Annotated in this window: 18 protein-coding genes; 2 read left to right on the top strand and 16 right to left on the bottom strand. The window is 29.7% G+C overall.

Features of this window, described 5'->3' with window-relative positions:
* Positions 1 to 10: 10 nt before the first annotated feature.
* The 15 genes from G324_RS0100615 to priA all read right to left on the bottom strand — a co-directional run bounded on the left by G324_RS0100615 (position 11) and on the right by priA (position 21,385).
* Positions 11 to 4,699 (bottom strand): InlB B-repeat-containing protein, encoded by a 4,689-nt coding sequence (locus G324_RS0100615; RefSeq protein ID WP_025724459.1) that lies wholly within the window; start codon positions 4,697 to 4,699, stop codon positions 11 to 13.
* Positions 4,700 to 4,905: 206 nt separating this feature from the next.
* Positions 4,906 to 5,865: an aldose epimerase family protein gene (locus G324_RS0100610; protein WP_025724458.1), complete on the bottom strand. Its 960-nt coding sequence runs from the start codon at positions 5,863 to 5,865 to the stop codon at positions 4,906 to 4,908.
* A 30-nt stretch (positions 5,866 to 5,895) separates the two neighbouring features.
* On the bottom strand, positions 5,896 to 6,996 hold the full coding sequence (locus tag G324_RS0100605) for a mandelate racemase/muconate lactonizing enzyme family protein (protein WP_025724457.1): 1,101 nt from the start codon (positions 6,994 to 6,996) through the stop codon (positions 5,896 to 5,898).
* Between the two features lie 30 nt (positions 6,997 to 7,026).
* Positions 7,027 to 8,136, bottom strand: a complete 1,110-nt coding sequence (locus G324_RS0100600; protein WP_025724456.1) for an ABC transporter ATP-binding protein — start codon at positions 8,134 to 8,136, stop codon at positions 7,027 to 7,029.
* Between the two features lie 82 nt (positions 8,137 to 8,218).
* On the bottom strand, positions 8,219 to 8,776 hold the full coding sequence (locus tag G324_RS0100595) for a helix-turn-helix domain-containing protein (protein WP_162146765.1): 558 nt from the start codon (positions 8,774 to 8,776) through the stop codon (positions 8,219 to 8,221).
* Positions 8,777 to 8,919: 143 nt separating this feature from the next.
* Positions 8,920 to 9,486 carry a regulatory protein RecX gene (locus tag G324_RS0100590; protein WP_025724454.1) on the bottom strand — a complete coding sequence of 189 codons (567 nt, stop codon included), beginning with the start codon at positions 9,484 to 9,486 and terminating at the stop codon, positions 8,920 to 8,922.
* Entirely contained in the window at positions 9,483 to 10,352 is an 870-nt protein-coding gene (locus G324_RS0100585; RefSeq protein ID WP_162146764.1) for a YitT family protein, read from the bottom strand. The genes G324_RS0100590 and G324_RS0100585 overlap by 4 nt, the downstream gene beginning before the upstream one ends.
* Complete coding sequence (gene prfB, locus G324_RS0100580; protein ID WP_025724452.1) at positions 10,345 to 11,442, bottom strand: peptide chain release factor 2; 1,098 nt, start codon at positions 11,440 to 11,442, stop codon at positions 10,345 to 10,347. The genes G324_RS0100585 and prfB overlap by 8 nt, the downstream gene beginning before the upstream one ends.
* A 2-nt stretch (positions 11,443 to 11,444) precedes the next feature.
* Entirely contained in the window at positions 11,445 to 13,910 is a 2,466-nt protein-coding gene (secA, locus tag G324_RS0100575) for a preprotein translocase subunit SecA (protein ID WP_035357009.1), read from the bottom strand.
* Positions 13,911 to 14,161: 251 nt separating this feature from the next.
* Complete coding sequence (locus tag G324_RS0100570; RefSeq protein ID WP_025724450.1) at positions 14,162 to 14,701, bottom strand: LemA family protein; 540 nt, start codon at positions 14,699 to 14,701, stop codon at positions 14,162 to 14,164.
* Positions 14,702 to 14,752: 51 nt separating this feature from the next.
* Entirely contained in the window at positions 14,753 to 15,913 is a 1,161-nt protein-coding gene (gene metK, locus G324_RS0100565; protein WP_025724449.1) for a methionine adenosyltransferase, read from the bottom strand.
* A gap of 234 nt (positions 15,914 to 16,147) precedes the next feature.
* On the bottom strand, positions 16,148 to 17,467 hold the full coding sequence (locus tag G324_RS0100560; protein WP_025724448.1) for an HD-GYP domain-containing protein: 1,320 nt from the start codon (positions 17,465 to 17,467) through the stop codon (positions 16,148 to 16,150).
* 6 nt (positions 17,468 to 17,473) lie between these two features.
* A complete protein-coding gene (locus G324_RS06985) occupies positions 17,474 to 18,052 on the bottom strand; it encodes a phosphatidylglycerophosphatase A family protein (RefSeq protein ID WP_051457506.1) in 579 nt (192 codons plus the stop codon).
* Positions 18,045 to 18,959, bottom strand: a complete 915-nt coding sequence (fmt, locus tag G324_RS0100550) for a methionyl-tRNA formyltransferase (RefSeq protein WP_035357008.1) — start codon at positions 18,957 to 18,959, stop codon at positions 18,045 to 18,047. The genes G324_RS06985 and fmt overlap by 8 nt, the downstream gene beginning before the upstream one ends.
* A gap of 155 nt (positions 18,960 to 19,114) precedes the next feature.
* Positions 19,115 to 21,385, bottom strand: a complete 2,271-nt coding sequence (gene priA / locus G324_RS0100545; RefSeq protein ID WP_025724445.1) for a replication restart helicase PriA — start codon at positions 21,383 to 21,385, stop codon at positions 19,115 to 19,117.
* Positions 21,386 to 21,571: 186 nt separating this feature from the next.
* On the opposite strand from priA, the gene G324_RS07535 reads away from it, so the two are divergent.
* Together G324_RS07535 and G324_RS0100535 are read left to right on the top strand one after the other, a co-directional pair.
* On the top strand, positions 21,572 to 22,072 hold the full coding sequence (locus tag G324_RS07535) for a LytTR family DNA-binding domain-containing protein (protein WP_025724444.1): 501 nt from the start codon (positions 21,572 to 21,574) through the stop codon (positions 22,070 to 22,072).
* Between the two features lies 1 nt (position 22,073).
* Entirely contained in the window at positions 22,074 to 24,074 is a 2,001-nt protein-coding gene (locus tag G324_RS0100535) for a beta-propeller domain-containing protein (protein ID WP_025724443.1), read from the top strand.
* Positions 24,075 to 24,689: 615 nt separating this feature from the next.
* Here the strand turns inward: G324_RS0100535 and G324_RS0100525 are convergent.
* Positions 24,690 to 25,193 carry a transposase gene (locus G324_RS0100525; protein WP_156921259.1) on the bottom strand — a complete coding sequence of 168 codons (504 nt, stop codon included), beginning with the start codon at positions 25,191 to 25,193 and terminating at the stop codon, positions 24,690 to 24,692.
* Positions 25,194 to 25,501 lie beyond the last annotated feature (308 nt).

Raw genomic sequence — 25,501 nt, 5'->3', positions numbered from 1 at the left:
TTCTTTTTTATTAAGCTATAAAATGTGATGCAAATAATTGATTGTTAAATATTACTGGTAGGTTTGTTTGGAAATCAGCATTTGTATATTCTGATGAAAGAATATTAGAAGCATCTAACTGTTCAGCACCTGTTAATTGAGCATCTACCATGTATGCAAATACATTGGTAACTACTTGATTAGATCCAGTTGATGATCTTCTACCAATCATTCCGTGTTGACCATCTGTACCTGAGTATTCATATGTTACAAAAGCATACATATTATCAACAGTTATTGCTGCAGATTTATTGTTATAACCTACAATAAATCCTGCCCCACGACCAGCTAATCTAACATTATCTAGTAACACTGTATCAATATCTAATGAAGCTGTTTCAAGATTTAAGTATCCAACCAATCCACCAACACCAGAATCTGTACTCGTTCCAGCACTTGTAGCAGAAGAGTTTGAAATATAGATATTTTCAATAGTAACTAAACCATCAACTCTACCTATTAATAAACCTGTATTTTTAACACTTGTTGTTGCATGAGTATTATCAATTCTAATATTAGTAAAACTCCATGTACCACCTGCTGAGTGACCTAATACAATACCAGTACCCTCATTAACTGTACCACTTACATTTGAATTTAATATTGTAATATTATCAACAGTTGCGCCGACTCCTGAAGTATCACTACCACCGATTAAAATACCTGCACGACCATTGCTAATGGTAATGTTTGTATTATCAATAATCATGTTTTTAATTGTTGCACCACTTGCTTTTTGGAATATACCTCCACGTACACCTGAACCTTCTGAGGTTATAGTGATATTAGATAGTGTTTTATTATTTCCATCTAAGTAACCACCAAAGTTTGATCCACCACCAGATTGAATCCATGTTACTCCAGTAAAATCTAAATCATTTGCAACATAGAATTTTTTATCAACATTGCTTGCTGATACTGCAGTTTTAAATTCTTCTGCTGTTGTGATTGCTATAAATCCTTCAAATGAAGAAGCGGCTTCCCATTTAGCATAAAGTGTTAAATCATTTGCAATTGGTGTTGCAAAATTAAATGGAGTTGTAGCTTCTAAACTTGCAAACCAACCAACAAATGTAAAACCTTCTTTTGTTGGATTTGTAGGCATTGTAGCCATTTGACCACTTAATACTGATTGATCAGCAATTGTACCCGCATTATCGGTATCAAATGATACTGTAAATGATTCTGGATTTACAACTTCGTTTCCGGTATTAAATAAAACCAACTCATACATTCCGGTTGTTTCATTGAAATTCCATAATAATGATTGTGTAAATGATGTTAAGTTTGTATTCCACCATGCTTGATCAGGTTTAGTTTCTACTAAAGTACCTCGAAGACCACCTGTACCAGTACCTGTGAATTGATATACAAATGCATTTGTTACAACAGCATTTGCAAAACCATTACCAACAATGCCAGGACCTGAATTTGTTGTAGTAGTTATAGAACCAGTAACAAAGACATCATTAATAACTAATGCATTAACTGCAGCATCACCTGCAATGCCAGCACCCCATTTATCTGTTGTAGAAGTAATATCCATATATACTCTTGAAATAGTTGATGCTGTTGTACTTCTTGCACGTCCAACAATACCACCCATACGTTCAGTTGTATTTGTGCTTTCTCTACCTGAAATTGTTACTTTTGCTTGAATATCTGAAACGGTTGATCCAGATGATCCAGCATCTAAGTCAGCAATAATACCAGCAACATAATGACCTTTAATTGTAACGCCATCAAGTTTGATATTTGATATATGTACTTGTGCATTTGTTCCTGTTGCACGACCAACAATTGCTGCTACATATTGTTCTGCTGATATACTTGAGTTTCTAATTAGAATGTTTTCAATTATACTTGCATCTGTACCTTGTACTTGACCAGCGATAAATGCTGATCGAGTAGTTGCTACAGAAGATGTAAAATTAAAGTTTTCAATTTCAAAATTATGAACTTTGGCCCCATTTAAATTATGGAATAAACCATTAAATACAGTTGTTTGATCAACATTATAAGTTAAATTACTTAATGTTTTACCATTACCATTTAATTCACCACTAAAAGTACTAGAAACACCAACCCAAGTAAAGCCTGTAAAATCAATATCGTTAGCAAGATAATATGTTTCTAATAATGATGCACCATTTGATCCTGTTGCCATATCATAGAATTCTTGAGCTGTTTGAACTGCGATACCCGTTGGAACTTCTCCACCTTGATCTTCTACCCATTTAGCATATAAAGTTAAGTCTTGAGTGATTGGATTTGATGATACAAATTGTGTGTTTAGTTCTATATCTATAAACCAACCATCAAAGATAAACCCATCTTTTGTTGGTAGTTGAGGTAATTGTAGTAATGCACCTTCTAATACAGTTTGTGTCGCAATACTATTACCGCCATTTGTTTCAAATGTAACTTCAAATTCTTCTAAAACGACTGCTTCCCAGCTTGCATATAATGTTAAGTTACTTGTAATTAAAGTTTCAGCATCAAATACGATTGTCAATGCTTCATCAGTATACCAACCTTTAAATAAGTATCCAAATCTTGTTGGTTCACTAGGCATAATTACTTTTTCACCATCTAACACATTTTGTACAGGAATTGTTGCTCCTCCATTTGTATTAAATGTTACAACAAATACATCTTTAAATTGTGGGTACGCATTTGTTGCTTGACTAATTTGAGATAATTCTGTAGCCCCAGATACATCTGAAGTCCATTTTATAAACTGTCCTAATTCAGATGCAAAGTAAATATCACTAATTTCTTGATTATTTCTTACATACTGTACTTGTGATTCTGTTTCATTTAATTGAATAGTTACTTTATGACCTAAAGTAATAGCTGTACCGTTACTAAATTCTGGTAATTTTCCAGCTTCAGTCTTCCAATAGCTTGTGAATCCTTCAAAAGCTTGAATTGGTAAATCTTCAACTTCACTTAAATTATTTGCTTCTAATACATTAACCGCACCTAATGATGCAACATTAAAGTTAAATGCAACAGCATAAGCATTTGTAATAGCACTATAGCCAATATCTTTAGCATAAACTAAATGCCCATAAGATGCAGGACTTGTATTTGTACCATTATAATTGCCAATTACGATTACATTTGAAATGGATCCTGGTAATTGTTTTGATTCTGAGCCATGTGTGGCTACTTCCAAATTATGTAAATTATTATCTGTACGACCAAAAACTCCTCCAAAATAGCGACTACCATTTAAATTTGTGTAGATAACTGCACGGTCTACGATAACCTCTGGTAATGTTTGTGTACCTGAATTTCTTCTAGCTTCACCAACTAACCCACCAATACGTTCACCTGTTGTGTGAATTACTACATCTACTAAGGCATCATTAATAGTTAATTTAGATGATTCAACATCACCAACTAATCCACCAACACCATTTTGAATACTATTGATTTCAACATTAAGCATTGCTACTTTTTCAACTAAAACAGTAGATAAACCAGCCGCACCTTGTATATGACCAATTAGTCCACCAACACCAGCTGATGCACCTTTTACAGATGAGTTTTTAATTGTGATTTCAGAGAAGGTTACTGTAGAACTATTCATAACTCTACCTACTAAAATACCACCTTGTGAAGTGCCTTCTACATGAACATTATCTAGTGTTAATCCAAATACAGATCCACCAGCCATTCTAGGTATAATACCAGCTTGACCTGCTGATACAAATGAAAGATTTGAAATTGTTTTACCATTTCCATTTAAATTAAATGTATGTGGTGCAATGTCTGTTTCATTAAACTTTGTACCATCCCAATTAAAATTAGTAAAATCTAAGTTATTTCTTAAATAGAACTTCTGACCTGCTTCATAGGTTGATGTACCATTAACTAAGTTATAAAATTCATCAGGAGTATGAATAGCTAATCCTTCTGGAATGAGCTCCCATTTTGCATATAATGTAATACTTGATGTCACTACATCTACATCAAAATCCCATTCATTAACAAAACCTGCTTCCTTAAACCATCCAATTAATTCATAATTTGGATAATCTGTATTAGGTGCTAACACTTTTGTACCTGATGCTACTTGTCTTGTTCCTGGTTCAACATCTGCACCAGGTCCTGCATCAAACGTAACAGTAAAACTTTCAATTATTATATTCCATTTAGCATATAAAGTCACATTTGATGTGACTAAACCAGATGGTACGACTGCTTGAGTTTTATTTTGATCTAAAAACCAACCAGCAAATGTATGATTTGCTTTTGTAGGTTCTGGTAAACTACCAAATGTTTGACCTGCAGTTCTGGTTTGATTTGCTACAGCCTGTCCTCCATCTGTATTAAATGTAATTGTATAAGTTGTCTGAGCATTTTCTGTCCATTTTGCATGGAGTGTCATATCACTTGTTACTTTATTTGTTGTAAATATCCATTTCGTATCATATGTTGATTCTTTAAACCAACCATCTAAAGTGTAACCATCACGAGTAATTGATGGTTCTGTTACTAAACCATCTTTGTCAACTGTTTGACTTGCTACACTTGGTCCACCATGACTATTAAAGGTAACTTTATACTGTGTTGCATCTGGTGTACAAGCTACTACTAAAAATGTCAATAATAAACCTAAAACAAACAATAACATTCGTCTTTTTTGCATTATTTTTCCCCTCCGATTATATTTACGCATTTGTAAGCGTTTTATTCAATTATATTATATAAAATTTAGGCATTTTTAAGTATGTGCAATTTAACTATATTTGTGTATGTAACTATAGACGGATTGGCTTATATTGACTTATTTACTGAAGTATTTAAGTAAAAAGACCCATCACATGAAAGTGATCGGTCTATTTTAATTTTATATTATGATTCTTTAATCGTATATTTTATAAAGTGATGATATTTTTCGTCTTTTCTTAAAATTACTGAATTAAAGTTTTCGTGATTAATAGCATCCGGTTCTATTTGACACTCAAATGCTACTGCCCCATGAAGTGGTATATCTTTACCATCCTTTGTTAATTGTTCAAATTTTCTATTAACTGTATATACTTGTAACCCAGGATAAGATGTTTCAATTTTAAGTTGTCTATTCTTAAAAGATAAAGTAAGTTCTCTTGGTAAATCATTATGGAATAAGTAAGCATGGTCAATACCCTTAGTTTGAGCTGTTTGTAGGGGTATAATACCTTCTTTAAGTTTCTTTTTTGTTATAAAGTTTAACGGTTCAATATCCATTTTTACGATTTTTCCTGTCGGTATTAACTCACTGTCTACTTCTAAATAACGGTCTGCATTCATTTGAAGTTCATGTTCTAATATTGTCTCATCACCCAAATTAAAGTGTGCATGATTTGTAAGATTTACGATTGTATCTTGATTAGAAATTGCATCATATGACATGATCATAGATTCATTTTCTAAAGTATATGTTACATAAACAATCAAATCTCCTGGAAAATTATTTTCTAAATGATTTGAAATATATTTAAACTTAATTGATAAATCATTATGTTCTACGACTTCAAAAGTTTTTGTATTAAAACTTAATGGTCCTCCATGCAATGTATGTTTGTTTAAATAGTTTAGTGGTAATTGATAATCTGTATCATTTAATTTAAACTTTCCATTTTTTATACGGTTTGCTACTCTACCAATTGTTGATCCGAAGTATCCTTTTGTTGAATCTTTATAGATGTTCATATCTTGATTATTTAATACAATTGAAGTTTTGTTAGAAAAACAGAGCCACTCATAAATTGTGGCTCCATGTTCTAATAGTTTCAATTGATGATAATCATTTTTAATTTCATAGATTTTCATCATTCTTGTTACCTTTATATTTAGATTTTATTAAAAATCCATTTTATGTGGTGCTAGTTTTTCAAAGTCAAACTCTACACCAATACCAATTGTATCTGGTGCAACTGCACGTGCAGTTTCTTTATTGATCACTAAAGGACGTTTAGTATATTGATCAATTGGGAATGAGTGAACTTCTAAATAACCTGCGTTTGGTAACGCAGCTAATAATGAAACGTGTAATTCTTGCATACCGTGAGTTGACACTTTTAAGTCAAGTACTTGAGCAAGGTTTGCAACCTTCATGAATCCAGTAATACCACCAACGTTTGAAGCATCTGGTTGTGGATAATCAATTTTACCTTCTGTCATAATCTTATAGAATTCTTTAACGTTACGTAAGTTTTCACCTGCAGCAATCGCCATTCCACTTCTATCAGCAATGATTCTATGACCTTCATAGTTATTTGGATCAATTGGTTCTTCTAAGAATAAAATATCATATTTTAATAATTCGCGAGCAGCACGAATAGATTCAGCAACAGTCCAACCCATATTAGCATCAACCATAAACTCAACATCTGGTCCGATTAATTCTCTTAAAGCTTTAACACGTGCAATATCTTCATCTAAGGTTTTTTGACCTAATTTGATTTTAATTGCAGATAATCCCATATCTAAATAATTTTTGTGGTGTTTTAATAGTTTTTCTAATGGGAATGCAAGGTCAATTGCTCCACCATAAGCTTTAACTTCTTTATTGTGACCACCTAGTAACTTCCATAATGGTTCTCCAGCTTTTTTCGCACGTAAGTCCCATAATGCAATATCACATGCTGAGATTGCAAAAGAAGCTAATCCACCATGTCCTACATAGTGTACACCTGTTTGCATTTGTTCCCATAAATCTTCAACACATGCAGGATCTTTTCCTAATAATACGTTTCTAAGTTCAACTTGGATTAATTTAGAAATACTTCTACCACCAAATCCACCTGTGTAAGTATAACCTACACCTTCTCTACCATCATCTGTTAAGATTCTAACAATAGGTACTTCAAAGTGTGTATGCACACCGTGCTTAGCATCACTTACCAATTCAGGAAGTGGGATGCGATAAAATTCTACAATAACGTCTTTAATTTTTGACATGATAATTCTCCTTCTTTTTTGATTAATAAATTATTTAATAGCTAGTTCTGTTACAGTATCAAAGAAATGACACTGATTCATATCAAATGCAAGTTTAAGTTCTTGATTTCTCTCAATTTTTTGAGTTGGTATACTTGCAACTGCAGTTTGCTCATCTAGTGTGAAGTATAGGTTTGTTTCAGAACCTAATAATTCAACCAAATCTACTTTAATATTTAAGCTAGAGTTTGGATATGTTTCACAAACAACAGGATCATTATGAATATCTTCTGGTCTAATACCTAAAAATATTGCTTGATCAATATAACCTTTTTCTTTTAAAACTTTAATTTTACCTAGAGGTACTTGTAATTTGTGGTCCCCAAAGCAAAACCAACCATCTTTATCTACTGAACCTTTAATAAAGTTCATTGGAGGTGTTCCCATAAATCCTGCAACAAACATATTTACAGGTTCATTATAAATTTCTTTAGGTGATGCAACTTGTTGAATATATCCATCACGCATTACAACAATACGGTCTCCCATCGTCATCGCTTCAATTTGATCGTGCGTAACATAAATAGTAGATGTATCGAATTTCTCAGAAATCTTTTCGTGAATTTTTATAAGTTCCGTTCGCATTTGAACTCTTAATTTTGCATCTAGGTTTGAAAGTGGCTCATCTAATAAAAACACTTTTGCTTCTCGAACAATTGCTCTACCTAAAGCTACACGTTGTCTTTGTCCACCTGATAGTGATTTAGGTTTTCTATGTAGATATGGTGTAAGTTCTAGAATATCAGCAACTTCCGTTACCTTTTCTTCTATCTCTTCTGGTTCCATACCACGTAATTTTAACCCATAACCAATATTGTCATAAACTGTCATATGTGGATATAGTGCATAAGATTGAAACACCATCGCAACATCACGTTCTTTAGGTGCTTTTTCATTAACTCGAACACCATCAATATAAAAATCACCTGCAGTGATTTCTTCTAATCCTGCAATCATACGTAGTGTTGTTGATTTACCACATCCAGATGGTCCTACAAGTACAATAAACTCTCTGTCTTTAATTTCTAGATTGAAATCAAATACAGCTTGTACGCCATTTGGATAGATTTTATTTATTTTGTCTAATTTTAATACTGCCATAATAAAGTGTCTCCCAACTTGTTACTGATTCAATTATAAATCTTCGTATGGTTTAAATGTATATGCAAAATGCACACATTTATTATTTGATGATTGCATATACAATAAATGCATCAATAAAACTTCTGCAATCAAGACCAGTTCTACTATAAAATTTATCTAGTCGTTGTATAAGTGTATTTCTATGTAGATATAAAACTTTACTTGCTTGAGATGTATTTTGATTATTTTCTAAATATATTTTAATTGTATGAAGTAAATCATTATCTTCATAAACAGTTTTTAATACGATTTTCTTTAGTTCATTATTTATAGGAAACTCAATTCTTTTTAACAATATTGTTTGATCAGTGTAAACAACTGTTTGATTAAACGGAATCATTTTAAACCAAGTTTCAATTGTTTGTAGATTAAACCTAGGTGTTTCACTACTGATATAAACTCTTAAATCCGCATATATTTCAGAGGCTATGCCTAAAAAAACTTCTTTATCTACTTTATCTACTGAATCAGTTTGAATAATTAGTGTATTATTAGTTTCCTCAACTAATCTCATACTTAAAGACTTAGATAATATATCTAAGATAATATTTTTATTATTTTGAATATTTTCTTTAGTTTCTATAATTATAAACGCCATACGCATATATAGACTCCTATATAGACATTATACTTTAAGGTTTTGGTATTGTCCATACCATTATTAAATTCTTTACGTTTTTAATACAATTTTAATAAAAAAATAGACAGTTCTTTGGTAGTTAGAAAACTGTCTATTGAAATCTAATTTATATTCATTAAAGACATTACTTTGTCTTCATTAAACCCTTTAGATACTAAATATCTATATATTTTTTGTTGTTTCTTTTTATATTCTTCTTTTTCATACTTTTTTAAAGCAGTCTTAAACTCTTTATATAGGGGTATTTGTTCATCATAATTTATCAGTGCTTGATCAATATCTTTTTGATCAAACTGGTAAAATTTAAGTTTTTCTTCTAATTTTAAATACGAATAACCTTTATTTTGAAGATTTCGTATCATACGAAAATCATTTAGAATATGATTTTTTCTTAATTTGATAATCATGTCATATGTATTTTCTACACCTAAGTCATTTAAATATTTGATAACTTGATTTTCTGACTTCCCATATAGAGCAAAGCGTTCTGCTTTTTTATATATTTTTATCATTTCAATAGACTTATAAATAGGATCAAGTGATTCTATTTCCTGATTGGGTATGAGTTTAAATTTTACAAGTGTATCTTCATCTACAAATAAGCAAAAATTATTATCAAATGTGACTTTATAATTACCCTTACTTTTTTCGATAGTTTTTACTTTCATGAAAAATCATCCCTGTGAAAACCTTGACCTAAAACTTCTTTAGTTGAAATAATCAAAGTAAATGCATTGGGATCAACCTTTGTAATTAGGTCTTTTGCGCTATATAGTTGTTGTCTTGTTACGGTTGTTAAAATAAGTTCTTTTTCAATACCCGAATAGCCACCAACAGCACGAAGTCTTGTCACACCACGGTTGATACTTTTATATATTTCGTTTTTAATTTCTTCGTGTTTTTGTGTAATAATCATAAGCGCAAATGAACTTCTTCCAAAAACTGCAATTTTTTCTATCATGTATGCAGTTAAAAGCATTGCTAGTGTTGCAAATAATCCACTTTGAATACTTATATAAGCACCCAGTAAAATAACTAATCCGTCCGTTAAATAAACTGCAACAGAAAAAGGTACTTTCAAGTATTTGTTAATTATTTTTTGAACTATATCCATGCCACCAGTTGTTGCATTGTATCTTAAGACAATACCAATACCTAAACCCGATAATACGCCTGCAGCAATGGATGCAACAAGCATCTGATAGTGTGCATCAATTTGACTTAATACTAACATATCACTAATATGTAATAATTCTAGTAATGTAACAATAAGTGGTGAGATAATACTTGCATAAACTGTCTTTATTAAAAAGTCTTTTCCTAACAAAATTGCACCTATAAGTAATGTAATCATATTTAAAATAAAATATGCAAGACCTACAGTAATTGGTATGAATGGTTCTAAAAATAAACTAAAACCTAACATTCCACCTGTTATTAAATTCATTGGTTTTAAAAAGAAATAGAATGCGAAGTTAAATATAATTACACCAATTGTAATCCATAAATAGGATTTAATAAAATTTTTATTCATATGCTTTACTCTTTAAATAGGCATTTATAAAACCATCTATTTCACCGTCCATAACAGATTGGATATTTCCAACTTCATAGTTTGTACGATGGTCTTTTACCATTTGATAGGGTTGGAACACATAAGATCTAATCTGACTACCCCATCCGATATCACTTTTTTCTCCCTTAAGGGCATCTAATTCTCTTTGTTTTTCTTCAAGTTTTAATTGAATGAGTTTTGATTTTAAAATATTTATAGCAGCTTCTTTATTCTTAATTTGGCTACGTTCGTTTTGAATACTTACAACAATTCCTGAAGGTATATGTGTAATTCTTACTGCAGAGTATGTTGTATTTACAGATTGACCACCTGCACCAGATGATTGAAATGTATCTGTTCTAATATCTTCATCTTTAATTTCTATATCTGTTTGATCAAGTATTTCAGGTGCTACATCACAAGATACAAAAGATGTATGACGACGTTTGTTTGAATCAAAAGGTGATATTCTTACTAGTCTATGTACACCACGCTCAGATTTTAAATTACCATAAGCAAAGGGTCCACTAATCTTTAATGTTACAGATTTAACACCTGCTTCTTCACCTGCTAAATAGTTTAGTATTTCCACTTTGTAGTTTTTTCTATTTGCATAACGTTGATACATACGCATTAAAATACTGCACCAGTCCATTGACTCAGTACCACCTGCACCAGGATGTAATTCGATGATTGCATTATTTTGGTCATATTCACCATTTAATAATACTTCAATTTCAAATTCAGATATTTTTTCATCTAAGTCTTTGATCTCATCTTCTAAAATGACCCAGCTTTCAGTGCCTTCTTTTGCATCTTCAAGCCAAATAAGTAGATCTTCATACTGATTTCTCATCGCACGGATTCTTGATAGTTTATCGGTGAGTTGATTTGATTCTAAACTTATTTTTTTTGCATGATTGGAATCATTCCAAAAATTAGGATCTCCCATAATAGGAACTAACTCTTTAAGTCTATTTTCAATATAGTTAATATCTAATGCATTTTCTAAGTCTTCAATTTTAGTTCCAAAACTTTCTAAAACTTTATTTACTTCATATTTTTCCATAATTATCTTCGATTCCAAGGTAACTGATTTGCATGTATACGTTTAGGTGATTTTTTCTTTTTAGATACCTCTTCACCTTGGTTTGTATTCGTATTTTTTACAACCGCTTCACGACTAACATTTAATTGAATTCTACCAAGTGTTGCATAACGTGAAATATCTTTTGAAATGTTATAACGCATTTCATCAAACATACGTTTACCTTCTCTTTGATATGTGATAAGTGGGTTTTGTTGACCGTATGATTGTAGTCTAACACCTTGTCTTAATTCACTCATCACATCAATATGACGCATCCAATAAGTATCAATTACACGTAACATAATAACTTTTAAGAATTCATTATAAACTTCAATTGGTACTTCATTTTTCTTATCAGTCAAAAGTTTTGTTGCTATATTTTTATAGTGATTAATAATTTCATCTTCATCTAAATTTTCAATTTCTGAAAGTTTTATTAACCCTTTTGGAATTAAGAAACTTTCAAAATGATGAATAATTGCTTCATCTTTTATTTCAAATTTATTTTTTCCTACAGGTATAATAAATTCTTCAATTTCGGATTCTACAATATCATGAATGAATTTAATAATTTCTTCTTCTACTGAATCTTTAGTTAAAATCATTGTACGTTCTGCATAAATGATTTCTCTTTGTAGTCTTAAAACATCGTCATATCTTAAAACGTTCTTTCTAATTTCAGAGTTAACACCTTCGCTACGTTTTTGAGCGCCTGTAATTAGATTTGATATCATTTTAGATGTAACAGGTTTGTTAGAATCTTGAGCTTTTTCTAGTGTTGAAATAATCGTTTTAAATCTATCTCCACCACGGCGTACCATTAATTCATCTTCTGCAGATAAATAAAATCTAGAAAATCCAGGATCACCTTGACGTCCTGAGCGTCCTCTTAGCTGATTATCAATACGTCTTGCATCATGTTTTTCAGATCCTAATACTGCTAATCCACCCAATTCTACAACACCAGGTCCTAATTTTATGTCAGTACCACGACCAGCCATATTGGTTGCAATCGTTACTGCACCAACCTGTCCGGCTTTTGCAATAATTTCAGCTTCTCTTTCATGATTTTTTGCGTTTAATACCTCATGATTGATTCTGTTTTTTCTTAGTAAAAAACTTAAGTGTTCGGATGTTTCTACTGCAATTGTACCAATTAATAGTGGTTGACCTTTTGTATGTCTTTCTTTAATTTCTTCTAATAATGCATCATATTTTTGTTCGGATGTTACAAAAAAATAATCTTTAGCATCTTGTCTAATAACTGGTTTATTTGTAGGAATTTCTATAACACTCATATTATATATTTCTACAAATTCATCTTCTTCAGTTTTTGCAGTCCCTGTCATACCTGATAGTTTTTGATACATTCTAAAAAAGTTTTGGTAAGTAATTGTTGCTACTGTAACAGTTTCTTTTTTAATTTCGACATTTTCTTTAGCTTCTAATGCTTGGTGTAGTCCTTCACTAAATTGACGTCCCTTTAATACACGACCTGTAAACTGGTCGATAATTAAAACTTCTCCTTCAACAACCATATACTCTTTATCTTTAAACATCGTAAAATTAGCTTTTAAGGCGTTGTTAATATGATGTAGTAATGATACATGTTTTAAATCATATAAGTTATCAATACCAAATAAACTTTCAGCCTTTGTTATACCTTCTGGTGTAAGTTCGACTGTATTTGCTTCTAAATCAAGTTCGTATTCATGATCATTTAATGATTTAACGAATCGGTCTGATTGTTGATATAAATTTTGGGTTTGCTTTGCTGGACCTGAAATGATTAAAGGTGTTCTAGCCTCATCAATTAAAATTGAGTCAACCTCATCAATAATTGCATAAGGATATCCTCTTTGAGCAACCATATCTTTATGGTATAAGACCATGTGATCTCTTAGGTAATCAAATCCTAACTCAGCATTTGTTGAATACATGATATCACATGCATAAGCTTCCTTTTTTTGTTCACGGTCTAAATCTCTTAAGTTTAAACCAACAGTTAATCCTAAAAATCTAAATAGTGATCCAATTTCCCCTTCAGCCTCACGTTTTGCAAGGTATTCGTTAACTGTGACAATATGCACACCTTTACCACTTAAAGCATTTAAATACGCAGGTAAAACAGCTGTTAAAGTTTTACCTTCACCAGTTTTCATTTCAGCAATATTACCTTCGTGTATTGCCATACCTCCAAGTAATTGAACAAAATATGGAGTAAGTCCTGTAACTCTTGTTGATGCTTCTCTTACAACAGCAAAAGCTTCAACTAATAAATCATCTAAAGTTTCTCCATTTTGAATGCGTTCTTTAAATATTTCAGTTTTACTTTTTAGTTCAAGATCTGATAATTTTTTCATTTCATCTTCAAGTAACATTATTTTTTCAGCTATTTTTTTATATTTTTTTAATGCTTTTTTAGTGGAATCAAACAATCCTAACATATGCATCACTTCCTTTTTTAAGTTTTTATATTGAATTTTTATATCTTAAAATGATTTGGTTTCATAACCAAATCATTTATATTGGGTATATTTAATATTTTTTTTAAGTAGAATTTAACATCATCTATAGATGATATCACCACATGATACCATATTTTGTGTATAATCTCCAAGAATTTCGGGTTATTTCATATAAAAAGCAGAAAACGATTTATTAGTTTTCTGCTCATTATAATAATCTTTTATTTAACTTAGTAAGTTGATTCAAAGAACTCTTTTTTTGAATATTTTTTTATGCTTGCTATGATATTTGAAGGAAAAACCACTATTTTTTGATTATAAAGCGAAGTATATGCATTATATATTCGGCGTACCGATTCAAAATTTTCTTTGGTTTCAGTAAAGTGATTCATTAAATCAATAATATCTTGTTTTTCTCTAAAGTAATCATCTGAATTGATAAATGAGTTCATTAGAAGTATATTTAAATCTATCTTTGTGGATATGATTTGCTTTTCTTTAATTGAAACTAGTCCTTGTGGTGGATCAAGTGATTCAATTTCTTCATAGTTTTTAGCTTCATTTGGGAAATGTCTTTTTGTTTGTTCTACATAATTTTTGTGAATTTCATATTTTTTTGCTAACAATGAATCTAAATCTATTAAGGTTTCTTTAATTTTTGTATTTATTTTTTTGTAGTAGCTATTTGAAAGGATTAAATAAATAATACTAATTAGAAAAAACAATACTACAACACCTAATATAATCCATAACCATAATAATTTTTCCATCTAGAAAATCACTCCTTCGTGTGCAATTTAAAAATTGGCTTCTAATGTATTTTATATTAATTTCTTAAATATTTCAATTGAATCTAGTTGTTCCCATGTAAAGATAGGATCTAGCTTCCCTAAATGACCATTATGTGTCGTATATTTGAAAATTGGTCGCTTTAATCCTAGTTTTTCTATAATTGCCTTTGGTCTTAAATCAAAATTTTCTTCGATGGTTTGTTTGATTAATTCATCAGACACTTTAGATGTATTAAATGTATTAACATATAAACTTACTGGTTTAGCAACACCAATTGCATAAGCAAGTTGAATCTCACAGGTCTTTGCAATACCACTACCTACAACTTGTTTTGCTAAATATCTTGCCATATACGATGCAGATCTGTCCACTTTAGAAGCATCTTTACCACTGAATGCACCACCACCATGCCTTGCAAAACCACCATATGTATCAACTATGATTTTTCTTCCTGTTAAGCCACTATCACCTACAGGTCCACCAATAACAAATCGCCCTGTTGGGTTAATAAAGTATTTTGTGTTTTCGGTTAATAGTTTTTCAGGTATTACAGGTTTAATGACGTATTCAAGTACATCTTTTTTAACAGATTCTAGGGATTTTTCTTCAAGATGTTGAGTTGATAAAACAATTGCAGTAACCTCAACAGGTTGATTGTTTTCATCATATAAAACAGATACTTGAGATTTTCCATCTGGTCCTAAACCTTGTACAGTTTTGTTTTCTCTTACAAGCGCAAGTTTTGATGTTAGCTCATGTGCTAAGTGTATGGGTAATGGCATGAGTGCATCTGTATCATCTTTTGCATAGCCAAACATAATACCTTGGTCACCTGCACCTTGTTCTTTATTTTCTGTTTCATCAACACCTAATGCAATATCAGAACTTTGTTTATGCAAGTTTACATGATATGTTGCTGTATCTGCATTAAAGATAAAGACTGGATCATTATATCCACAAAATTTAATTGCATCTTTTGCAACATTAATAATTTCTTTTTCATTCAATTCAAAGTTTATGGATACTTCTCCAAATATATATACTGTAGTATGTGCAAGCGCAACCTCCACAGCACTACGTGCATTTTTATCTTTTGATAATATGTAGTCTAAAATAGAATCTGCAATATAATCAGATACTTTATCAGGATGTCCTTTAGAGACACTTTCGCTTGAAAATATATAACTCATTATTTTTACCTCTTATAAATATATTTTAAATAAAAACACTTCCCAACAAGGAAGTGCATAAAATAGTTTCCTTATTGGTGGGACTTTTCCCCTGTCAGTAAAGCACCTAATTTAAGTAGGTTGCTGCAGGGTCATAAGACTGATCACCTCGCCTGCTCTGAATAAGTTTTTATTTAATTGCTTAACTATAGTAACCTATTTTCTTTTATTTGTAAACTAAGATGCGAAATTATGTTATAAATCGTGATAAAGTTGATCAATTTCTGTATTATACTTTAAGAATGTTTCTCGTAAGTCATAGTCAAAATAAGGAGTTAATTCTTTTTTAAATATATTAAGAGTTTGAGGATGATTATTCGGATGATAATATGTAGATAAACTCCTTAAAGAAACATAACAATCTGCAAGTAATATAATTTGGTTTGGAATTTCTTTTTGGATATTTACCATTTGTTCAATAAATTGTTCATCTGCATTACCTTCGTAATGTGCTCTAATAATATCATTACATTTTTGAGCAAGTTGTATTCTTTTACCAATTTTTGAACCTAAATCTGTTTTTTGTTTTAATATTTCATAAGTTTGTTCATCATAATTTTCAGTTTCAACCATTAAATCTTTAATTTCATCAAATCTTAAATGTAATAACGCATACTTTTCCATTTCAAGTTTATCTGTTTCATTTAGATGGTAATAAGTAGCAATTCTATTTGCAACACTTGCAACTCTATAAGCGTGTTTAGCATCTAATAAAGTGTTTGCAGATTGAAAAACAACATTAAATAAAGAACGTACGATATGTGAAAAATCTTTTTGAACTTCACGTCTTTTAGATAATTCACTTTTTCTTTCTTCTTGAATAGATTGTCCGATTGAAACAATAATATAATTAACTAAATAAAATAAAGCGAAAATGACTGTTCTTAATGCTAAATCACCAATTTGTGTAGCAAGTATTGGGTCTTTAAATAGTTGACTTGCAAATTCTTGCCAGGTTAATCCAAGGGTAAAGAAATTATATGTCACAGCAATATGAATTAATGTAATAAAACCTAATAATGATACAAATGAATTTGATAATAATCTTTTATCTTGGTAAAGAGAAATTTGAACAAGTGCATAATATATTAATACGTAACTTGCTGTTTCAAAAGGTGCATTTTGTCCAACAGCATAAATTCTAATATAGACTAAGACTGCAGAAATAAATATCCAAAAACTTGAAACATACATTGCTATTTGCTGTTTTGTAAGATCATTATGGTCTAAATCTATAAGCTTAGATTGTAATTTACCTACTGTATAAGTAATAGGTAAAGCAGCAATAGCAAATATCCAGTCAGTAGTTGGATTTGCAACACTAAATCCTAATACGAAAAACACTAAAGAATATAGAAGGTTTGATATAAATACGATATTTTTAATAACTACATTTCTTCTATACAAAACAGCGACATCATTTGTGATATCGATACCTGTTTCAAAACCAAAATATTTTGAAAAAAGCTTTTTGCCGAAGCTCTTTATTTTCCTTTTTTGGTTATTTAATCCCATAATAAATTATCTTTTCCTTTTTTTAACATCAAACAAACTAATTTTTTGGTAAGTTGGATTTTCAAGAGCTAAATCTTCATTCATAACTTGTGCAACACGTGTAGATGCTGCAGCAGCAATTGCACCGACAATATCATCCATCATTGTATGTACCATACCGCCAGATTTGCCTGCATCATTTAGTCTTTTTACAATACCATGTTTATTTACATCAATATCACCAAAGTTTGTTTGGCCAATTGCACCATAATTTCTAGCAACATCAAGTCCTAATGTTTCATCCAAACCAAATAAGCCTAAATCGTAATATAAAATATCTTGGATTGGTCCTTTAAACATTTTTTCTTGTGCTAGTCTATCAACTTCTGCTGAAAATTGAATATGATGAAAAACATCTCTAAATGTTAAAATCTTTTCAACGGATTCAATACATAAGTTAATATCAATATTAGGATAATACTTAGATTGCTGTTGTTGAGCAATTTTAGCAATATCTAATACTGTTACATCACAACGATTCTTTAAGACTTCGATGTTAAGTTTTAACATCTCATCTCTGTTATATAATAATTTTGGTTTACTCATTTGTCATACCCCCGTTAATGAATAAATTTTGTCCATTTAAGTAATCTTTTGTTGAAAGTCTTTTTTTACCAGCTTGTTGTAATTCTAAAATTTCTATTGCTTTATCACTACATCCAATAAATAATCTTTTGTTTTCAATTTTAATTTCATGTGGTTTGATATCTATTATATCACTCAATTGTGATTTAAACACCTTAACTACAACATTATCTATTATGAGATGTGCACCGATATTTGGACTTAATCCTTTAATTCTTTGATGATTCCATTTGCTTGTTTGATTAAAATCTAGTGCTTCATCACTATATTTTAATGTGAAAGCAAATGTTACTTCTTCTTCATTTTGTGGTGTTTTAGTATAATTATTACTTAAAATATCTGGTAATCTTTTCTTAAGTAAATTAGATCCTACAATAGATAATTTTTCTGATAGTGAACCATAATCATCATTTGAATCAATTTCGATTTCTGATTTTTCAATCATATCACCAGCATCCATCTTATAAACCATTTCCATTAATGTAATGCCTGTTTTATCATCTCCATTGAAAAGTGCATACTGAATAGGTGCACCACCTCTATATTTAGGTAATAAAGAACCATGTATATTAACAGCTGGTATCTTCTCAAGTAATTCTTTAGGCAAAATTTGTCCATAACTTGCAGTAATAATTAAAGACGGTTTTAAATCTATAATATACTGATAATTCCTTCTTAAATTTTCCGGTTGAAAAACTTCTATATTATTTTCTAGTGCGACTTGTTTAACCAAAGATGGCGTTAAGATCTTTTTTCTACCAACAAGTCTATCGGGTTGTGTTACAACCAAACCTACATTATATTTTTCTTCAATTAACATCTTTAATATTGGTACTGAAAATTCAGGTGTTCCCATGAATACAATCATAATTTACTTGTATATTCAATATGTAGCATTTGATTGATATTGAATATAACTTCCTTTCATTCATTTTTTAATTTTAATAGGTAGTGTGTATTTGTTTCATATTTTTCGCTTGACAACATATGAATTTTCTTACCACAGTTCCTATTTTTAAATCACTAATACCACATCATCGATGGGTTCATATATATTTTTATATCCTTCGTGTTTTGAAGTAAATTTCTTACTTCATTTGAAATCTTTTGATACTTAATTAATAGTAATAATCTATATTGGTTATTTTCAACTAATACAACAGATGGTGTTGGACCTAATGTAATGAGTCCATGGTTTTCTAGTTCGATTTTTAAGTTTTGTGCAAACTGATACGTTTTTAAGTAACTACTACCTTCAATTTTTAACTGCAAAATTTTATAGTATGGTGGTAGTTTAGCTTGTTTTCTAATTGATAACTCTTTTTTATAATACATATCATTGTTTTCTTTAACTGATTGTAAAACATAGTGGCTTGGATCATAACTTTGTATAAATAAACTTTCTTTTGTAATTGATTTAGCTTGATTTAATATTTCATAAGTTTCTTCATGGGCATTATAAATAGGTAGTTTAAGCCATTGATCAATCATTAATATCGCTACTAGAGAAACTTTATCTTTTAAAATCGATTTTAAAGCCATTTTAGTACCTACAATTAATTGTATATCTTCTAAATCATCAAAAGATTCATATAATTTTTTATTTGTTATAGAATCCTTATCAACTTTTAATATTTCTTTTTTAGGATATACTTTATGCAAATAAGTAATGAGTTGGTCAATTCCACTTCCCACAGATTTAACAGTATGACTGCCACACTTTGGACAAACTTTAGTGAAAAACTCCTCATATTTTGTTTGATTAGACTTTAGAATACCCTGTTTTTCATCATACCTTAATGGTATATTTGTCTCAGGATCTAGTGGTACATATGAACAAGTTCTACACATTACAAAAGGTGCATAGCCCTTTTGATTTAATATAAGTAATACTTTCTTACCCTTATTTAAATAATCATCAAGTGTTTCTTTAAGCTTTAGTGAAATAAGTTTTGTATTACCTTTTTTAAGTTCTTCTTTCATATCTATGATTTCAATTATTTTATCATTATTATGATTATCTAATTCTAAATATGTAACTTTATTTTCTAAAGTAAGTTTTTGATTCATAAGTGATTTTGAACTATCCACTAATATTCTAGGTATATTTAAGAACTTAGAACGTATTTGACTTAATAAAACCGCATCATAGTATATACCTTCAAATGATTGATAACTTGAATCATTTGAATCATAAATAAGTATGAGTCCTAGATTATTAAACTGTGTAAAAATACTTTTTCTAGCACCTATAACTATTTTAGATTCACCACTTAAAATAGCTTCGTAAGCCATATATAAAGATTTATCTGTTTGACTGGATTCTAAAGAAATAACCATTTCATTAATGAATTTTTGTTCAAACATCTTCTTATATCTAGGAATCATAAATGTCTCTGGTACCATAATTAATACTTGTTGATTATTTTTAATCTTTTCTAAAATGACATGGAAAAGTAATAAATCTACATCACTATTTTTTTGATCAATTACAAAAGTATGATCATGATTTGTATTTGATATTTCATTTAAATAGTCTTTTAAATCTTCATTTAAATTCTGAAAATTTAAATGAAGATAGTCATATTTATTAACTAATTTATCCTCAACTTCAAACGATTCAATGACATCTTTTTTTATTAGGTAATTTACAATATGACTACTTGTTTGTAAGACTAGCTCACTTTTTAACATTTGTCCATGATCTTTTAATAAAAGTAGGGCATCTTGTTGTTTTAATGTACCTTCATAATTTGGATTGTTGATTCTTACATAATTAAGGTATCTTTTTTTATTTCTAGGTTTTAGTATTGTAGCAATTTTTACAATTTGATTTTTTTCGTATGTTTTAAGTTTAGAATAATATTTTTCATCTTTTTTCTTTAATATCCATTTTCCATTTTTAAAAAATGGTTTTAATGATTCATCGATTTCATCTTTTTTATGTAGTGTTACTTCTTTTTCATAAAACATCAATAAAGTTTTAGGTAATAGTGTTTCAAATGCTTGAGCTATGATTGTATTTGGATTAAAACTTAAGTGCTCCATAAGCAAAAAAAGTTCTTCATTGAAGATTGGTTCTATATCTAGTATTTCAGCAACATGCTTTGTTGCCGTAACTGAATCATTTTTAATTTCATAGACAAAACCAAGTCTTAAATGGTTACCTTCACCAAAAGGTACTAAAACTCTCATTCCTTTTTTAATTCTGTGTTTATCTTCATCTAAAACAAAGTAATCAAATTGACGATTAATATTTTGGTGTTTAATATCTATAATGACAGATGCAATCATTTATTCACCTTCCATAAATATTATAGCATTTTCATATGATATATGAAGTAAATTCAAGGTTTGTTTGGTAAAATGAGGCTATAAAAAACATTGCTGTAAGTTATTGCTCATAACATGTAAGTTATTTGAATTTACTTTATTAAAAAAATATTTATATTAAACTCTAGATATAGGGGGAAAGTAATTGTGATTAAGGTCATACTAAATAAAGACGACTTATCAATTATCGATGAAGACATAAAATCATCCAATATTTTAGTCTCTAATTTAAACGATAATGAGGTTGCACTAGTATTAGATGAAAATAGTTATAATGCTTTAGAATTGATTCTAAAAAAGATACAGATAAATAAAAAGAATTATCTTTTTCAAACAAGTGATGGTTGGGTTAAGTTAAATATTGGTCATATCTTATATATAGAATCATTTGGGACTGATATTATCATACATACATTATATGATGGGAAAGTTCTAGTAAAACATACATTATATCAACTCGAAGAATTATTAAATCCTTATCATATTATTCGAATCGGAAAATCTTTTTTGGTCAATTTATCTAAGGTCGTCTATATAAAAACAAAGCTTAATGCCAAACTAGAATTAGAGCTTATTGGTGGCTTAAAATTAGATGTGACTCGCAGTTATGTAAAATCCTTTAAAAATGCCTTAGGCATAGGAGGTTAATATGAAAACACCTGGAATAATTATTATTTCTTTATTAGGACTTATATTTGTATTTATATTAGTCCAATTAATTAGAGATTATGTTTGGAATAAACGTTTGAATACATATCAGTCCAAACATAATATTAGAACTTTTAACACTAAAAGAGTTGTTGTTAACTTTAGACGTGTACTTACACTTCTAACTGCTGCGGTATCTGTGTTTGTAATAGTTGCAACTGGTATATTTAGTCTACCTGAAATATTTAATGATAAAACATTATTAAATGCTAGAACTGCAAATAGTTATCAAGACTTAAAAGTTAAATTAAATATTGGTGATGGTTTTAGTTTTTCAAACTTCTTTCCTTTTTTTAGTGCTAGCCAAGATGATATGAATGCTATGCCTGATGCTGGTTTAGAAGATGCTTTTGGTGAGCCAAAAAACCCAGATGTTGTAGGTACGAATCTACAAGTAGAAGGTGTTGATGAAGGAGATATTGTTAAAACAGATGGATATAATGTCTTTTACACACCACGATACCATTCTAATAAAATATATAAGTTTGATGTTGATTTAGATGGTGATTTAACTTTAGTAGATACACTAGAATTTGATGATTTTATCGTTTCTTCATTTTATTTAACAGATGATCGATTAGTTGTAGTAGGTTATACCCTTAAAACAATGAAATCCGAAAATTTCTATAGAGATGATGTGGATGCTTTATATATTCCTTATTATATTTATACTCAATATAGTGGCACGATAAGAATTTATGATCGTATTAATTTAGAACTTGAATATGAATTAGTAACAGAAGGTAATATAGAAACACACCGCTTAATTGATGATATGTTTTATATGGTTTCTTATAATCGAGTAAGCATAGAAGATTTAAGACCTAAATTTGAAGAAACAATTGATGGTACAACACTAACTAATTATGTGGATTATGATAAGATTATCTACTTTAATAATGTTCCAGCCTACCAAATGATTACAGTAACAGCAATCAATATTGAATCAAAATTAAGTTATTCTGAATCTGCTGTAGGTGTTGCATCATCTATTTATGTCACACATGATGCAATATACACATTTGGTAGTTTTAATTACTATCCATTCTTTAATACAACAGTAAGTGGTACACACATTATAAAATTCAGTTTGAATCATGAAAAATCCACAATTAATTATAGTGCTTCTATTAAATTAGAAGGTCGTGTTGAAAATCAATTTTGGCTAGACGAATATGATGGTTACTTACGTGTTGTCACATCAAGATCATGGAATATGTCAGATAAAAATAGATTATATATTCTAAAAGAAAATAGTGAAAATGACACATTTGATATGATAGGCTTATTAGATGAAGGTATTGGTAAACCTGAAGAACGCGTAACAAGTGTTAGATTTAATGAAGATGAGGTTTATATTGTAACCTTTAGACAAATCGATCCACTTTATACAATTGATTTATCCAATCCAAGTAATCCTATAATTATTAATGAAATTGAAGAACCGGGTTACAATACTTACCTACATGTATGGGGTAATAATCATTTACTTGGTCTTGGTTACGATGAAAACTTTGGCGTAAAATTATCAGTTTATTCTACCATTGATACGAATTTACCACTTGAAACTTATAATGTTAGTAAACCAAATAATGGAGGTGAAAATTATAGTTGGAATTATAGTGAGGCATTAAACAATCATAAAGCAATCTTAATCTCACCAAGTCATGGTTTTGTAGGGTTTGCAGTAAATCGTTCTAATTATAATAATATTACTGGTAATTATGAATTTAATAGTTTCTTCTATCTGTTTTATATTGACTTTACAAAAGACCCAATTATAACTGATCCAATATTAATTAGTCATGATACAACACTTTATGAAAATCAAATAGACCGTGGTATATATATTAATGGAAAAGTTTATACATTCTCTTCAAGTTCAATAGTTATTTATGATACAGTTACACAAACAATCACCTTAAATAATGTACTAAATTAATATTCATTTAACACCAAAAAGGGCTTTATCAAAGTATTTATTACTAAGGTAAGGCCCTTTTTTTATTTTTTACAATTTATCTATTTATATTTTTAAACTATAGATAAAGAAAAAGGACCAAATAGTTAATGAAGCAGTATTTGCTTAATTTTCTAGGTATTTAAAATAGTTGGTGTAAAAAAACACCTTTCAATTAGGTGGTGGTAGTACACCATCTTTTTTAAAGACAGAAATAAATATATAAAAAATGAAGAACACCTTTTATAATATAGTTAGTCGTAACTAAAAAAACAAAGGAGTTCTTCATGTATGATAATATCACAAAACTATATAAATTAGAAAACATAAATTCAATAATAGAATCACTTGATACCACAATAGATGGGTGAAGTACTTACACTTCATCTAAAGTTACTAAAAGATAATATAAGTTGTCCACTCTGTCAAACATATCCGATGTATTTTCATGGTTTTAGGTTAAAAAAATGGCCCTTTAAATAATTTGGAGGTTTAATCCGTGTAGGGCTATAAAAAATTTGGAGGTACACCCCACCTTTCTAAAATGTGGTGGTACCTCCTTTTTCTTTAGCCATAACGATATACTTATTATTATTTTTAGTTTTTTAGTGGTGTATCTTTATTAATAGAATACATAAATTTATTGCGTAATCTTCTGAAGTTTCTAATACCATTAGAAGCTTTAATAATTGTCTTTATTTTAGAGTTTGTAGATTCAATAGGACCATTTGATATACGCCTACCTTTAATGAGTCCCCCAATAACAAATGCCACAGCATAATCTTCCCATGAACCAAAATTGTTAGTTCCATAGAAAACTGAGGATGTGACATCTGAAATTAATTTGTTTCCGACAGAAGCCAATCCACCCATTAAATATGCAACGCCTAGGCCAGCGACTGTTCCAACCGCTGCACCAATTAATGCTCCTGTTCCTACGCCTATCCAAAAATCCTCACTCCAAACTTCAGCTCCGTTTTGAACTCTTGTATAACCACCTAATATGCCACCAATTATAAAGCCTGCTATGAAAATTGAAATTGCAAAGTTTCCGTCCCTATCAATATACATCACTGGAGTCATGTGCCTGTAACCCAGCATAATTATATCTAGTCCGTATTTTTAAAATAAATCATCTTCATAGAGCCAACAAGTCAACTTTTAGACACAGTTCAGTAAGCGATAACTTAGGCTTAGTATAGCCACGTTATGCACATAGGAATACTAAGCTTTTTCCGGACAACTTGCTTAAATCATGTGGTTCTTCACATGTGGCTAATGCATTTTATTTAGTTTTCCATTTTAAAATAAAATCTTCAAATTCTTTTGGGGAATAAGTATCTCTTATATTTATAATTTTTTCATGATCATAACTATACTTAAACATTGAATTATATGCGATAACCTCG

Origin of the sequence: Acholeplasma granularum ATCC 19168, assembly GCF_000526235.1 — a bacterium.
Classification (GTDB): domain Bacteria; phylum Bacillota_I; class Bacilli_A; order Acholeplasmatales; family Acholeplasmataceae; genus Acholeplasma; species Acholeplasma granularum.
Note: the sequence above shows the minus strand (reverse complement) of the source record. Positions and strands in the feature narration are given on the sequence as shown.

What these genes read in the sequence shown, in the direction of transcription:
- G324_RS0100595 (WP_162146765.1), bottom strand. Translation starts at nt 8,776, where the DNA reads ATGGCGTTTATAATTATAGAAACTAAAGAAAATATTCAAAATAATAAA.
- G324_RS0100590 (WP_025724454.1), bottom strand. Translation starts at nt 9,486, where the DNA reads ATGAAAGTAAAAACTATCGAAAAAAGTAAGGGTAATTATAAAGTCACA.
- secA (WP_035357009.1), bottom strand. Translation starts at nt 13,910, where the DNA reads ATGTTAGGATTGTTTGATTCCACTAAAAAAGCATTAAAAAAATATAAA.
- G324_RS0100600 (WP_025724456.1), bottom strand. Translation starts at nt 8,136, where the DNA reads ATGGCAGTATTAAAATTAGACAAAATAAATAAAATCTATCCAAATGGC.
- G324_RS0100610 (WP_025724458.1), bottom strand. Translation starts at nt 5,865, where the DNA reads ATGAAAATCTATGAAATTAAAAATGATTATCATCAATTGAAACTATTA.
- G324_RS0100525 (WP_156921259.1), bottom strand. Translation starts at nt 25,193, where the DNA reads ATGCTGGGTTACAGGCACATGACTCCAGTGATGTATATTGATAGGGAC.
- G324_RS0100560 (WP_025724448.1), bottom strand. Translation starts at nt 17,467, where the DNA reads ATGGGATTAAATAACCAAAAAAGGAAAATAAAGAGCTTCGGCAAAAAG.
- G324_RS0100585 (WP_162146764.1), bottom strand. Translation starts at nt 10,352, where the DNA reads ATGAATAAAAATTTTATTAAATCCTATTTATGGATTACAATTGGTGTA.
- G324_RS06985 (WP_051457506.1), bottom strand. Translation starts at nt 18,052, where the DNA reads ATGAGTAAACCAAAATTATTATATAACAGAGATGAGATGTTAAAACTT.
- fmt (WP_035357008.1), bottom strand. Translation starts at nt 18,959, where the DNA reads ATGATTGTATTCATGGGAACACCTGAATTTTCAGTACCAATATTAAAG.
- metK (WP_025724449.1), bottom strand. Translation starts at nt 15,913, where the DNA reads ATGAGTTATATATTTTCAAGCGAAAGTGTCTCTAAAGGACATCCTGAT.
- priA (WP_025724445.1), bottom strand. Translation starts at nt 21,385, where the DNA reads ATGATTGCATCTGTCATTATAGATATTAAACACCAAAATATTAATCGT.
- G324_RS0100570 (WP_025724450.1), bottom strand. Translation starts at nt 14,701, where the DNA reads ATGGAAAAATTATTATGGTTATGGATTATATTAGGTGTTGTAGTATTG.
- G324_RS0100535 (WP_025724443.1), top strand. Translation starts at nt 22,074, where the DNA reads ATGAAAACACCTGGAATAATTATTATTTCTTTATTAGGACTTATATTT.
- G324_RS0100615 (WP_025724459.1), bottom strand. Translation starts at nt 4,699, where the DNA reads ATGCAAAAAAGACGAATGTTATTGTTTGTTTTAGGTTTATTATTGACA.
- G324_RS0100605 (WP_025724457.1), bottom strand. Translation starts at nt 6,996, where the DNA reads ATGTCAAAAATTAAAGACGTTATTGTAGAATTTTATCGCATCCCACTT.
- prfB (WP_025724452.1), bottom strand. Translation starts at nt 11,442, where the DNA reads ATGGAAAAATATGAAGTAAATAAAGTTTTAGAAAGTTTTGGAACTAAA.